General features: G+C 61.1%; 10 protein-coding genes. 5 read left to right on the top strand and 5 right to left on the bottom strand.

Annotation, left to right across the window (positions count from 1 at the left end; genetic code table 11):
* Nucleotides 1-164: 164 nt before the first annotated feature.
* A complete protein-coding gene (locus tag CKW25_RS23260) occupies nt 165-794 on the bottom strand; it encodes a response regulator transcription factor (RefSeq protein WP_095082940.1) in 630 nt (209 codons plus the stop codon).
* Nucleotides 795-817: 23 nt separating this feature from the next.
* A complete protein-coding gene (locus CKW25_RS23255) occupies nt 818-3,214 on the bottom strand; it encodes a PAS domain S-box protein (protein WP_095082938.1) in 2,397 nt (798 codons plus the stop codon).
* A 74-nt stretch (nt 3,215-3,288) separates the two neighbouring features.
* On the opposite strand from CKW25_RS23255, the gene CKW25_RS23250 reads away from it, so the two are divergent.
* A complete protein-coding gene (locus tag CKW25_RS23250) occupies nt 3,289-4,278 on the top strand; it encodes an alpha/beta hydrolase family protein (protein ID WP_095082936.1) in 990 nt (329 codons plus the stop codon).
* A gap of 43 nt (nt 4,279-4,321) precedes the next feature.
* On the opposite strand, the gene CKW25_RS23245 is transcribed toward CKW25_RS23250, so the two are convergent.
* From CKW25_RS23245 to CKW25_RS23235, 3 genes are read right to left on the bottom strand one after another with little or no spacing between them, the layout of a single operon-like run.
* A complete protein-coding gene (locus CKW25_RS23245) occupies nt 4,322-5,089 on the bottom strand; it encodes a TerB family tellurite resistance protein (RefSeq protein WP_095082935.1) in 768 nt (255 codons plus the stop codon).
* 1 nt (nt 5,090) lies between these two features.
* Nucleotides 5,091-5,762 carry an N-acetylmuramate alpha-1-phosphate uridylyltransferase MurU gene (gene murU, locus CKW25_RS23240; RefSeq protein WP_095082933.1) on the bottom strand — a complete coding sequence of 224 codons (672 nt, stop codon included), beginning with the start codon at nt 5,760-5,762 and terminating at the stop codon, nt 5,091-5,093.
* Nucleotides 5,759-6,784, bottom strand: a complete 1,026-nt coding sequence (locus CKW25_RS23235) for an aminoglycoside phosphotransferase family protein (RefSeq protein ID WP_095082931.1) — start codon at nt 6,782-6,784, stop codon at nt 5,759-5,761. Before CKW25_RS23235 ends, murU begins: the two co-directional genes overlap by 4 nt.
* Nucleotides 6,785-6,914: 130 nt before the next feature.
* On the opposite strand from CKW25_RS23235, the gene CKW25_RS23230 reads away from it, so the two are divergent.
* Genes CKW25_RS23230 through rsmA form a run of 4 tightly spaced genes read left to right on the top strand, consistent with a single transcriptional unit; the run spans nt 6,915 to nt 12,811 of the window.
* Nucleotides 6,915-9,713: an LPS-assembly protein LptD gene (locus tag CKW25_RS23230; RefSeq protein ID WP_095082929.1), complete on the top strand. Its 2,799-nt coding sequence runs from the start codon at nt 6,915-6,917 to the stop codon at nt 9,711-9,713.
* Complete coding sequence (gene surA / locus CKW25_RS23225) at nt 9,694-11,010, top strand: peptidylprolyl isomerase SurA (RefSeq protein WP_143497457.1); 1,317 nt, start codon at nt 9,694-9,696, stop codon at nt 11,008-11,010. Before CKW25_RS23230 ends, surA begins: the two co-directional genes overlap by 20 nt.
* Complete coding sequence (gene pdxA, locus CKW25_RS23220; RefSeq protein ID WP_095082925.1) at nt 11,007-11,996, top strand: 4-hydroxythreonine-4-phosphate dehydrogenase PdxA; 990 nt, start codon at nt 11,007-11,009, stop codon at nt 11,994-11,996. The genes surA and pdxA overlap by 4 nt, the downstream gene beginning before the upstream one ends.
* Nucleotides 11,993-12,811, top strand: coding sequence for a 16S rRNA (adenine(1518)-N(6)/adenine(1519)-N(6))-dimethyltransferase RsmA (rsmA, locus tag CKW25_RS23215; RefSeq protein WP_095082923.1), 819 nt, complete (start codon nt 11,993-11,995; stop codon nt 12,809-12,811). The genes pdxA and rsmA overlap by 4 nt, the downstream gene beginning before the upstream one ends.
* Nucleotides 12,812-12,836: the final 25 nt, after the last annotated feature.

Genomic DNA, 12,836 nt, shown 5'->3' with positions numbered 1-12,836 from the left:
GCAAGAATGGGCAACCGCGAGATCGCCAGCTGTCGTAAATGGATATGTCACGCCGCTCTTGTGGGAGCGGGCTTGCTCGCGACAGCAAGGGGCCAGTCGAAATCAATGCTGGCTGACACGGCCCCTTCGCGAGCAAATAGCCGTGAACCCGTGGAATGGTTGTGTCAGAGAAGTTTATGTTCCATCGCGTACTTCACCAGTTCCGCCAGGGAGGTGATGTTGAGTTTCTGCATCAGCCGCGCCTTGTGGGTACTGATGGTCTTGCTGCTCAACGCCAGTTGCTGGGCGATATCGTTGACGTTGGCGCCCTGCGCCAGGCGCTCGAACACCGAGAACTCACGCTCCGACAGCAGCGAATGCAACGGCCGAGAATCCGTCAGGCCGACTTCGAAGACCATGCGGTCCGCCAGTTCCGGGTCAATGTAACGTCCCCCCGAAGCCACCTTGCGGATAGCGGTCAACAGCAGCGCCGGGTCGCTGTCCTTGGTGGCATAGCCGGCCGCCCCCACCTTCAATGCCCGGGCAGCCATTTGCGCCTCGTCGTGCATCGACAGCACCAGAATGGCCGGTGGATTGTTCAGCGCGCGGATCCGCGGGATGGCTTCCAGCCCATTGACGCCTGGCATGGAGATATCGAGCAGCACCACTTCGCAGGGAACGTGGCGCAAGGTTTCCAGCAGTTGTTCGCCATTGCTCGCCTCCCCTACCACCAGCAAATCCTTGGCCAGGCCGATCAACTGCTTGATGCCCTCGCGGACGATGGTGTGGTCTTCGGCTACCAGTACACGGATCACAGATTTCTCCAGAAAAAACAGCGTCAGGCTTCAAGCAACGGTACGCGGACCTTGAGGGTTGTGCCTTCACCCGGCTCGCTGTCCAGGATCAACAGCCCCCCCATGATCAACACCCGCTCACGCATGCCAACCAACCCAAAAGACGTTGACCTGCCTGTGGGGGCGACAAAACCTACACCATCATCGCTGATCGTCAGGCATAACTCGTTGCCTTCCAGCACCAGCGTCAGCTCTACAGTATGCGCCTGGGCATGGCGCATGACATTGGTCAGTGCTTCCTGAAGTATCCGGAACAGGCCAATAGCCTTGGCATCGCTGAGGCTCGGCAGATTATCCGGCACCTGCACCAGGCACGGTATATGCGTGCGCGCTTCGAAGCGCCGGGCCTGCCACTCGATCGCCGAAGCGATCCCGGCGTCGAGAATCGGCGGACGCAATGCCGTGGCGACGTCGCGCACCAACTGGAACAGCTGGGCGATCAGGCGCTTCATGCTGTTGAGGCGCTCCCCCAGGCCCGGATCCAGGTCGGCGTAGGCCAGTTCACACATCGATGTTTCCAGCTTGAGCACGGTCAACATCTGCCCCAGCTCATCGTGAACCTCGCGAGCAATCCGTGCTTTTTCCTCTTCGCGCACATTTTCCAGGTGCGCCGACAGCTCACGCAATTGCTCCCGCGAACTGGCCAGCTCCAATTCGATGCGCTTGCTCTCGCTGATGTCCCAGACAATCCCGTCCCAGACAAAGGCGCCGTCGTCGAGGCGGCGAGTGATGGCTTTGATTTCTGCCCAGCGCTGCTGGCCCTGGCGGGTGACGATTCGTCCTTGCCACGACCAGTCGCTGTCGGTGTCCAGCGCGTGGTCCTGGGTCTGGTGATAGCTGGCCTTGTCATCCGGATGCACCAGGCTGCGCAGGCCCATGTCGCGATGACTCAAGGTCGCGGGCGAATACCCCACCAGGCTTTCGCTGCCCTCGCTGATGTAGGCAAAGTCGATTTGCCCGGTCACTGGCGCCCGTTCCAGTCGAAACACCAGTCCGGGAACGTTGGCGGCGATCCCCTGCAACCGTGCCTCGCTTTCTCGCAAGGCGGCCAAGGCCCGACGCCGTTCGGTGACATCGGTGAGGTAAACCACCAGGTATTCGCTGTCGCGAAAACGCAGGAAACTCAACGACACGTCGGCCGGCAAAATACTGCCATCGGCGCGCACGCAGTTGGTTTCGAAACTTTGCACCCCTTCTTCACTGGCCCGGGCACGCTTCCAGAGGTTCAACCAACGGTCCATGTGCAGGTCGGGCTCAAAATCGATCAGCGGCCGATCGATAACGCCGCCCGGCGCATAACCGAGCATGTTCTCGGCGGCACGGTTGGCGTAGCGCACATGGCTGTCCCAATTGACCCAAAGGATTCCGACGGTACTTTGATCGATTGAAAACTGGGTCAGGCGCAACGCCTCTTCGCTGGCTTCGCGCCGTGCAATGTTCTCTCTCGCGGCCAGCAAGCGCTGCTCCAGCACGTGTTGCTGACGACGCTGCCAGATCACGATGGCCATGGCACCGAGCACCATCACCACTAGCAGCAGGCAAAGGTTTTGCCAGAACCCCGGTGACTCCGACAGCTGCGGGTACTTGGGTTGTAGCCAGCGCGCGTGCAGCTGTTCCAGATCCTTGGCCGGTATCGCATGCAGCGCACTTTCGACAATGCCGGCCAACTCCGGCCAGTCGCGGCGCGTCGCCACCCTCAGCAACTGCGGCAACCCGATATCGCCAACCACGGCCAACCCGGCAAACTCAGGTTCGGCAGACAACCGACTCAGTTGGGCCTCATCGACGACGGCGTAGCGCGCCTGCTGAGTCAGCAGCAATTGCAGGGCCTGACGCTCCAGCGGTACGCCTTGCAGATTGAGGTTGGCGTAATTGCTGCGTAAATAATCGGCGATTGCACTTGGCATTCGCACCGCGACCCGCGATTGACTGTCGAGTTTCTCCAGGTCCACCACCCCCGCGGTTTTCTGCTCGCCCACCACCAGTTGCGGCACACGCATGTAGGGGTCGGTGAATTGCCACAGCCGCAAGCCTGCCGGGGTTTGCGTCAGGCCAGGAGCGACGTCGACCTCACCTTCGCGCGCTGCGGCCTCCAGTTGCGTCAGATCGGAAAAATGACGCCAGGTCAGCTCGACGTTCAGTGCGCCGGCCAACCACTGCATCAATTCGATATTGGCCCCGGACAAGCGCTGCAAACGCCGGTCGTACTGGGCATAAGGCGCTTGCAGGACCACCCCCACACGCAACTCACTGTGCTGCGCCAGCCATTGACGCTGCTCACTGCTCAGCGGAACGACGCGCGCAGGTGGCACGGCGACCGCCCACGCCATCAAGGGAAGCCAACAACAGCCGATAACCAACAGGCAGCGAAAACGCATCATCCGAAGTCTCACACACTGACAAATACTGACCAACCCATTAGGCTGCCGGGATTACTTCTGGCCTGGAATATCCGATGCCCCCTGTCTACCGCTCGGCACTGCCAGCATTGTGCCTGTCGCTGATACTGCCTTGTGCCTTTTCAGTTCAGGCCGCCGACCCGGCGCCTGCGACACCTGAAAAAACAGCCGAAGAAAAACCCCTGGAACGCCAGCCACTGCTTGAGCGTAGCCAAGAAGACGCAGCAGCCCTCGAACGCACGGTCCCCGCCCAGGAGCAACAACGGTTACAGGCGGGCAGCGAGACCTTTCTGGCACTCTGGAAGCCGGCCAACACCAGCGACCCCAAGGGTGCCGTGATTATTCTCCCGGGCGCCGGTGAAACGGCTGACTGGCCTCAAGCAATCGGTCCTTTGCGGAAAAAGTTGCCCGATGCCGACTGGGGCAGCCTGAGTCTTACCCTGCCAGACCTGCAAAGCAATGCCCCACAGTCACGTATCGTCGAGGCCCCGCCACCCGCCGCCACTACCGAGACACAGAACAAGGACGCCAGTACGGCGGCGCCCATCGAACAAGTGGCCGGCGGCGAAGTGGATATTGCGGATCGCCCGCTCGCCGAAACCGGCGAGGAGCGACTCAAGGCCGATGCCGAGCGGATCTACGCACGCATCGATGCCGCGATCGGCTTCGCCGAGCAACAGAGTGTGCGCAGCATTGTCTTGCTGGGCCACGGCACCGGGGCCTACTGGGCCGCTCGCTACCTGAGCGAAAGACAACCGGCACAGATTGATAAGTTGGTGATGATTGCGGCCCAGGCCCCTGCTCCCCAGCCCGGTTTAAGCGAACTGACGACCCAGCTGAAACTGGCAACGCTGGACCTCTACTACACGGACAAAGCGACCGCCCAGAACGCGGCCCAGGAGCGCTTGAAAGCAAGCAAGCGCCTGAAAGACTCGACCTTCAGGCAGATCCCCCTCAAGACCCTGCCGGGTAACAGTGCGGCCCAGCAGGAGCAATTGTTCCGCCGGGTGCGTGGCTGGTTGAGTCCACTGAGTGCACAAAGCTGATCGAGCCCGGGCCTCACCACAGGTCCGCCTTCAGGCAGCCCGACTAACGAAAGCCCCGCCGCTGACGAATCAACGTGTAAGCGTTGTGCAGCTCCCGGGTCTTTTCTGTCGCCTCGCGAACCTGCGACGGCGTCGCGCCACTGCCAGCGATTTTATCCGGATGGTGGCGACTGAGCAGGCGACGATACGCGCGTTTGATCTGTGACGGCTCACTGGTGACGGACACCCCCAACAGGCGCATCGCCTCCTGATATGCCTCGCCACTGTTGGGCCGCGCTCGCTTGTGCGGTTCGTAGTCACTGGCCAGCGCCTGCACCTGTCCAGGCGTGCAGCCCAGCCACTTACCCCACAGTGCAATCAGCTCGCGCTCGGCAGCTCCGGCCCGTCCGTCCGCCCAGACCATCCGCCAACACGCACGCAAGACCCCCTCCGCCGCATGAGGCTGGGCACTCAATCGCCGCAAATAGCCACGCAAGCGATCATGCCCGGACTTGCCCCGATTGAACGCGGCGATCGCCCGTTGCTGCGCAAAATCGTTCATCTCCAGCGCCCGCATTTCCTGACGTGCCTGGTAGATGTGGCTATCCACCACCCGGCCGTCACTCTTGGCCAGGCGCCCGAGCAACACAAACAGCAGTTCGTCGTTACGCAACATCGAACGACCGCCCAACTGCTCACGCAAATGCCCCAGGCTTTGCAGTTGCAGGCGCCGGTCCAGCGCCTGTCCCAACAAAGCGCCGAGCATGGCCCCCGGGATACTGGCTATAGCAAAGCCAGCCCCGGCTCCGATCAGAGTCCCTGGCCACAGCATCTCAGCGGCTCGCTTGCAGCAAATGTTCAACTTCGGCCAGGCGCTCGTGCGTGCCCACGTCGACCCAATGCCCCCGCAGTCGCTCGCCCGTCACCTGCCCTTGGGCCATGGCCTCGCGCAACAACGGCGCCAGCTTGAAGGCGCCCTCCCGGCAACCGGCAAAGAGCTTCGGATGCAGCACCGCAATGCCACTGTAGGTCAGGGTTTGTGCGTCCGCCCCGGCGTCATGCACCCGCCCCTCGACCAGACTGAAATCGCCCCGCGGATGGTGGGCCGGGTTGTCGGCCAGCACCAGGTGAGCCAGCCCGGCCAGCGGTTCACGCAAAGCGGCGAAGGCGTAATCCGTCCAGATATCACCGTTGACCACCACAAAGGCTTCCTCGCCGAGCAGCGGCAATGCACGAAAAATCCCGCCGCCGGTTTCCAGCGGCTCGCCTTCAGGCGAATACTGAATCTTCAGGCCATAGCGAGAACCGTCGCCCAGATAGTCTTCGATCTGCTGCCCCAACCAGGCGTGATTGATCACCACCTCGCTGAACCCGGCTGCCGCCAGCGCCCGCAGGTGATACTCGATCAACGGCATCCCCCCCACGCGCACCAGCGGCTTGGGCGTGGTCAATGTCAGCGGGCGCATACGCTCGCCCTTGCCGGCCGCCAGAATCATTGCCTTCATGCAGAGACTCCCACCGAAGCGCGCAGACTGGTCAGCAATGCACTCAAGTCAGCCAGCTCAGGACGACGAGCCAGCACAGCGTCTATATAAGCAAAGAACCGGGGCACGTCCGTGAGATAACGCGGCTTGCCATCGCGGTGGCAGATGCGGGCAAAGATCCCGATCACTTTCAAATGCCGCTGCACACCCATCAGATCGCTGGCACGCAGGAAGTCTTCGAAGTCCGGTTGAACCGGGATCCCGACACTGCCAGCTTGTTGCCAGTAGCTTTCCAGCCAATCACGCACACGCGCCTCGGGCCAACTGAGGAAGGCGTCCTTGAACAGGCAGGTCACGTCATAGGTCACCGGCCCGTACACCGCGTCCTGAAAGTCCAGCACGCCCGGGTTCGGCTGACTGATCATCAGGTTGCGCGGCATGTAGTCGCGGTGCACCAGCACTTTCGGCTGGGCCAGGGCGCTGTCGATCAGCAGGTCGCTGGCACGCTGCCAGAGTGCCTGCTGAGTCGCATCGAACTCGATACCCAACTCCCGCTTCACATACCACTCGGGGAACAGCTCCAGTTCGCGGCGCAGCAGTGCCACGTCATAGCTGGGCAGCGGTGCAGCCATTGGCAACTGTTGGAAAGCCAGCAATGCCTGCAGCGAATCCTTGAACAAATCGTCGGCATTGTCGCCGTTGATCACGTCCAGATAGGTCTGATTGCCCAGGTCGTTGAGCAAAAGAAAACCGCGATCAAGATCCTTTGCATAGATTTTCGGCACATTGATGCCGGATTTCGCCAGCAAAAAGGCGATATCCACGAAGGGCTTACAGTTTTCCTGAGGGGGTGGAGCGTCCATCACGACAAAGCTCCTGTCGCCGCCTTCCCAGCGGAAATACCGACGGAAGCTCGCGTCGCTGCTGGCCGCGGTCAACGTGGCCTGGGGTACGTCCCCCCATCCTTGAGCGGCAAATACAATTGCCAATTGCTCATCGAGCCAAACTTTCAGGTGTTGCAAGCGTACATCTTGATCAGGCATTACAAGGGTCTCCGACGGCGCTAGCCGTCAAGCGGGTCATGCTTTATTATCCAGCATCTTTTTCAGACCATCGAGAGGCGTGCGGCCCACACCGCGGGCAGATGGCACGCAGGAAGCCCGGACTAATAAGATGGCATTGAAATCCCCCGCGTTTCGTAAAAAATTTCCGTTGTTTGTGACCGGCACTCTGCTGGCCATGCAACCACTAGCCACTTCCTTCGTGGTCGCCGCGGAACAGTATGACTGCTCAGTCTCTGCTTCGGGTGCCTGGGATTGCGCGCCGAAAACCAACGCGGCTCAACTGCCCCCGCGCCCTGTGCATGATGCCAGCGCGGTCAGTTCGAACAACGAATCGGCAGCAGACGGCACAACTGAAGGCGAAACCGCCGACAAACCGGCATTGGTCACCGAGGCCAAGGGCCGTGGCCTGAAGTCGCGCAGTGCTGACTACAGCCACCTCGACTGGGTTCCGCGTGAGCAGCTCACTGCGGCGCAACTGGCCGAAACAGGCCCTTATTGCGCGGGCGGCTATGTCGAACCGACGCGTCCCGGCATGAATGACACGACGGCCAAGAGCGACGCCCCCACCTTCATCGGCGCCAAAGCCTCCCGCTACCAGCAGGAAGAGCAGATTGCGACCCTTGCCGGTGACGTGGTCATGCGCCAGGGCAGCATGCAGGTCGAGGCCGACGAGGCCAGCCTGTACCAGGCCGAGAACCGTGGCGAGCTGAGCGGCAACGTGCGCGTGCGCGACAACGGTGCACTGATCGTCGGCGATCACGCCGACGTTCAGCTGGATACCGGTGAAGCCAAGGTCGACAACGCCGAATACGTGTTGCACAAGTCCCGCATTCGCGGCAGCGCGCTGTACGCCAAGCGGGCCGAGAACGCGATCATCCGCCTCAAGGATGGTACCTACACCTCGTGCGAACCGAGCAGCAACGCCTGGCAGCTCAAGGGCAACAACATCACCTTGAACCCGGCAACCGGCTTCGGCACCGCGACCAACGTGACGCTACGGGTCAAGGACATCCCGGTGATGTACACCCCGTACATCTACTTCCCGATCGATGATCGCCGCCAGTCCGGCTTCCTGCCGCCGACCATCGGCAGTGGCAGCGATACCGGCATGCTGCTGGTCACACCGTATTACTTCAACCTGGCACCCAACTACGATGCCACGTTGTATCCGCGCTACATGAGCAAGCGCGGCCTGTTGATGGAAGGCGAATTCCGTTACCTGACCGAATCCAGCGAAGGCCAGTTCGGCGCGGCCTATCTGGACGACCAGGAAGACGAGCGCAAGCTGCAGTCCGACTACGAAAAAACCCGCTACATGTACAACTGGCAGCACAAGGGTGGCCTGGACTCGCGCGTCCTGACCGAGGTCGACTACACCAAGATCAGCGACCCTTACTACTTCCAGGACCTGCAGACCGATCAGCTGGGCGTCAAGAGCGTTTCCGACTTCGTGAACCAGCAAGGTGCGGTCAGCTATCGTGGCGATACGTATACCGCGCGTATCAACGCACAAGCCTTTGAGCTGGCCTCGGTATCCAACCTCACGCCTTACGACCGCCTGCCGCAGATCACCTTCAATGGTTTCTTGCCGCAGACACCTGGCGGGCTGAATTTTGCCTATCAGACCGAACTCGTGCGGTTTGATCGGGATTTGCAAAACGGTGACTACGTCGATGAGGATGGCATTTCAGCTCCCCGAATCGATAACAACATCCAGGGTCTGGCACGCGCCACCGGCGATCGCATGAACCTGGCACCGAGTATGAGTCTGCCGCTTGATGCGACTTATGGTTTCGTGAAGCCTACGCTCAAGTTCCAGTACACCCAATACGAACTCGATTTGGACAGCATCGGCAAGGGCCAGGTTGCAAATCAGACACCGGCCCAAGATGACGCCAATGGCACCTTCGACAGCAATCAGAGCCGTGCGGTCCCCATCGCCAGCATCGACAGTGGCCTGTACTTCGACCGAAATACCCAATGGTTCGGCAAGAACTATCGCCAGACCCTGGAACCGCGCCTGTACTACCTCTATGTCCCCGAGAAAGACCAGGCCGACATTCCGGTATTCGATACCAGCGAATCCACGTTCAATTATTCCTCGTTGTTCCGCGACAACCGTTTCACCGGCTCCGACCGTGTCGGCGACGAGAACAAGCTATCGCTGGGCGTGACCAACCGCTGGATCGAAGACAACGGCTTCGAACGCCAACGCATCAGTGTTGGCCAGGCCATGTACTTCAAGGACCGCGAAGTTCAGCTCCCGGGTATCGAAGCCAAAGACCGTGCGGATGCCCAGTCGAGTGTTTCGCCGTACGCTTTGGAATACGAATACCGCTGGAACCGCGATTGGCGTACCACGGCTGACTACAACTGGGACCCGGACAGCCAGAGCCCTCGCTCGGGCAGCGCGATGTTCCACTACCAGCCTGAAGACAACCCGAACAAGGTGATCAACGCCGGCTATCGCTATCGCAACGACCAGGTGATCTACAACCAGAACACCGGTAAATGGCAGTTCGGTGGTGACTATGGCACTCCGGGCACGGATGGCTACGTGAAGGACTACTACAAGATCGAACAGCACGACTTCTCGGTCATCTGGCCAGTCGTGCCGCAGTGGAATGCCATCAGCCGCTGGCAGTACGACTACAACCGCAACCGTACCCTGGAAGCCTTCGGTGGCTTCGAGTACGACAACTGCTGCTGGAAACTGCGCCTGATCAACCGTTACTGGGTTTCGTATGACGAGTTCAGTCAAGAAGCTCCGGAAAACGAGAAAGGCGACCACGGCATTTTCCTCCAAATTGTTCTGAAGGGACTCGGTGGCGTGACTGGCGCCAAGGTAGAGAGCTTCCTCGACAAAGGCATCCAAGGTTATCGTGAACGTGAAGACCAAGCTTTCTGATTGTCTGCGCCCGCTGATGCTGGGCGCGTTGTTCCTGAGTACCGCGGCTAGCGCCGCGGTGCAGTCCATCGACAAAGTGGTGGCCATCGTCGACAACGACGTGGTCATGCAAAGCCAACTGGACCAGCGGGTTCGCGAAGTTCAGCAAACCATCGCCAAGCGAGGCTCGGCCGTTCCACCGGCCGGTGTCCTGGAGCAACAGGTGCTGGAGCGCCTGATCGTCGAGAACCTGCAATTGCAGATCGGCGAACGCTCCGGTATCCGCATTACCGATGAAGAACTGAACCAGGCAATCGGCACCATTGCCCAGCGCAACAACATGACCGTGGATCAATTCCGCGCCGCCCTGTCCCGCGACGGCCTGTCTTATGAAGACGCTCGCGACCAGGTTCGCCGGGAAATGATCGTCAGCCGTGTGCGTCAGCGTCGTGTGGCCGAGCGCATCCAGGTGTCCGAGCAGGAAGTGAAGAACTTCCTTGCCTCCGACCTCGGCAAAATGCAGCTATCCGAAGAACTGCACCTGGCCAATATCCTGATTCCAACCCCGGAAAGCGCTAACTCCGAAGCGATTCAGAGCGCTGCGCGCCAGGCCATGGAGATCTACCAGCAGCTCAAGCAAGGCGCTGATTTCGCCCAGCTGGCCATTGCCCGTTCGGCAAGCGACAACGCCCTGGAAGGCGGCGACATGGGCTGGCGCAAGGCCGCTCAACTGCCACCGCCGTTCGACCGCGAGCTGAGTGCCATGGCGGTCGGTGACGTGACCCAACCTGCGCGCACGCCAGGCGGTTTCATCATCCTCAAGCTGCTGGCCAAGCGTGGCGGTGGTAATCAGGTGCGTGACGAAATCCACGTTCGCCACATCCTGATCAAACCAAGCGAAATCCGTAGCGAAGCAGAGACCAAGCGTCTGGCGCAGAAGCTCTACGACCGCATTGAAGCGGGCGAAGACTTCGCCGAACTGGCCAAGAGCTATTCGGAAGACCCGGGCTCCGCCCTCAATGGCGGCGACCTGAACTGGATCGACCCGAACGCACTGGTACCGGAATTCCGCGCCGTGATGGACAAGACCCCACAAGGTCAACTGTCCCAGCCATTCCAGAGTCCTTACGGCTGGCATGTCCTGGAAGTCCTTGGCCGTCGCGCCACCGACAGCACCTCCCAGGCTCGCGAGCAACAAGCAATGACAGTACTGCGTAACCGCAAGTACGACGAAGAGCTGCAAACCTGGCTGCGTCAGATCCGTGACGAAGCCTACGTTGAAATCAAGCTCCCTGGCGTCGACCAGGCGGCGAAGTGAAACCCCAACGTTTCGCTCTGACACCCGGTGAACCAGCCGGCATAGGTCCAGACCTATGCCTGCTGCTCGCCTCGCAAGCCCAGCCGCACCCCCTGATTGCCATTACCAGCCGCGACCTGCTCCTTGAGCGGGCCACGCAGCTGGGCGTGGTCGTCAACCTGCTGGACGTCACGCCTGGCCACTGGCCGGACGCGCCTGCGCCAGCCAATAGTCTTTACGTCTGGGACACCCCGCTCAACGCCAAGGTCACCGCCGGACAACTGGACAAGGCCAATGCGGCTTTTGTTCTGGAAACCCTGACCCGCGCCGGCCAAGGCTGCCTGGACGGAGACTTCGCCGGGATGATCACCGCCCCGGTGCACAAGGGCGTGATCAATGAATCCGGCATCGCCTTTTCGGGCCATACCGAGTTCCTGGCGGACCTGACCCATACCGCCCAAGTGGTGATGATGCTTGCCACCCATGGCTTGCGCGTCGCACTGGTGACCACGCACCTGCCATTGCGGGAGATTGCCGACGCCATCACCCCTGAGCGCCTGGAGCGGGTCACGCGGATCCTGCATACCGACCTGCAGCAAAAATTCGGCATTGCCCGGCCACGCATCCTCGTCTGTGGGCTCAACCCCCATGCCGGCGAAGGCGGACACCTGGGCCATGAAGAAATCGACATCATCGAACCCACCCTTGAGCGTCTGCGCGGTGAAGGCATGGACCTGCGTGGCCCCCTGCCCGCCGACACTCTGTTTACCCCAAAATATCTGGAGCACTGCGACGCAGTGCTGGCGATGTACCATGACCAGGGCCTGCCCGTGCTGAAGTACAAAGGCTTCGGCGCGGCAGTCAACGTGACCCTTGGCCTGCCGATCATCCGCACCTCAGTCGACCACGGCACCGCCCTGGACCTGGCTGGCAGCGGAAAAATCGACACCGGCAGCCTGCAAGTCGCCCTGGAAACCGCCTACCAGATGGCCGAGACCCGTTTATGACCGAGCACTACCAACACCGGGCGCGCAAGCGCTTCGGCCAGAACTTCCTGCACGATGCCGGTGTTATCGACCGCATCCTGCGCTCCATTCACGCCAAGGCCGACGACCGCCTGCTGGAAATCGGCCCGGGCCAGGGCGCCCTGACCGAGGGCCTGCTCAACAGCGGTGCCCAGCTTGATGTCGTGGAGTTGGACAAGGACCTGATCCCGATCCTCAACCAGCAATTCGCCGGCAAGAGCAACTTCAACCTGCATCAGGGCGACGCACTGAAGTTCGACTTCAACAGCCTGAATGCCGCTCCCAATAGCCTGCGCGTAGTCGGCAACCTGCCCTACAACATCTCCACGCCGCTGATCTTCCACCTGCTGAACAACGCAGGCATCATCCGCGACATGCACTTCATGCTGCAAAAGGAAGTGGTCGAGCGCCTGGCAGCAGGTCCTGGCGGTGGTGATTGGGGTCGCCTGTCGATCATGGTTCAGTACCACTGCCGGGTCGAACACCTGTTCAACGTCGGCCCGGGCGCGTTCAATCCGCCACCGAAAGTCGACTCGGCCATTGTTCGCCTGGTGCCGCACGCCGTACTGCCACACCCGGCCAAGGATCATCGCCTGCTGGAGCGCGTCGTTCGCGAGGCGTTCAACCAGCGCCGCAAGACCCTGCGCAATACCCTCAAGGCCCTGATGAGCAGCGCCGAAATCGAAGCCGCCGGCGTCGATGGCAGCCTGCGCCCGGAACAGCTCGACCTGGCAGCCTTCGTGCGCCTGGCCGACAAACTCAGCGAACAGGTCGCCGAGAATCCAGCCGACATCTGACCGGCCTGAAGCGTTATCGGGTAGG

It is taken from the genome of Pseudomonas sp. Irchel s3h17 (assembly GCF_900187505.1).
Taxonomy (GTDB): domain Bacteria; phylum Pseudomonadota; class Gammaproteobacteria; order Pseudomonadales; family Pseudomonadaceae; genus Aquipseudomonas.
This window is presented reverse-complemented; position numbering and strand designations above follow the sequence as displayed.

Excerpts from the sequence above, each read along its gene's own strand:
- CKW25_RS23255 (WP_095082938.1), bottom strand. The coding sequence starts at position 3,214 with ATGATGCGTTTTCGCTGCCTGTTGGTTATCGGCTGTTGTTGGCTTCCC.
- CKW25_RS23245 (WP_095082935.1), bottom strand. The coding sequence starts at position 5,089 with ATGCTGTGGCCAGGGACTCTGATCGGAGCCGGGGCTGGCTTTGCTATA.
- CKW25_RS23235 (WP_095082931.1), bottom strand. The coding sequence starts at position 6,784 with ATGCCTGATCAAGATGTACGCTTGCAACACCTGAAAGTTTGGCTCGAT.
- rsmA (WP_095082923.1), top strand. The coding sequence starts at position 11,993 with ATGACCGAGCACTACCAACACCGGGCGCGCAAGCGCTTCGGCCAGAAC.
- CKW25_RS23230 (WP_095082929.1), top strand. The coding sequence starts at position 6,915 with ATGGCATTGAAATCCCCCGCGTTTCGTAAAAAATTTCCGTTGTTTGTG.
- murU (WP_095082933.1), bottom strand. The coding sequence starts at position 5,762 with ATGAAGGCAATGATTCTGGCGGCCGGCAAGGGCGAGCGTATGCGCCCG.
- CKW25_RS23250 (WP_095082936.1), top strand. The coding sequence starts at position 3,289 with ATGCCCCCTGTCTACCGCTCGGCACTGCCAGCATTGTGCCTGTCGCTG.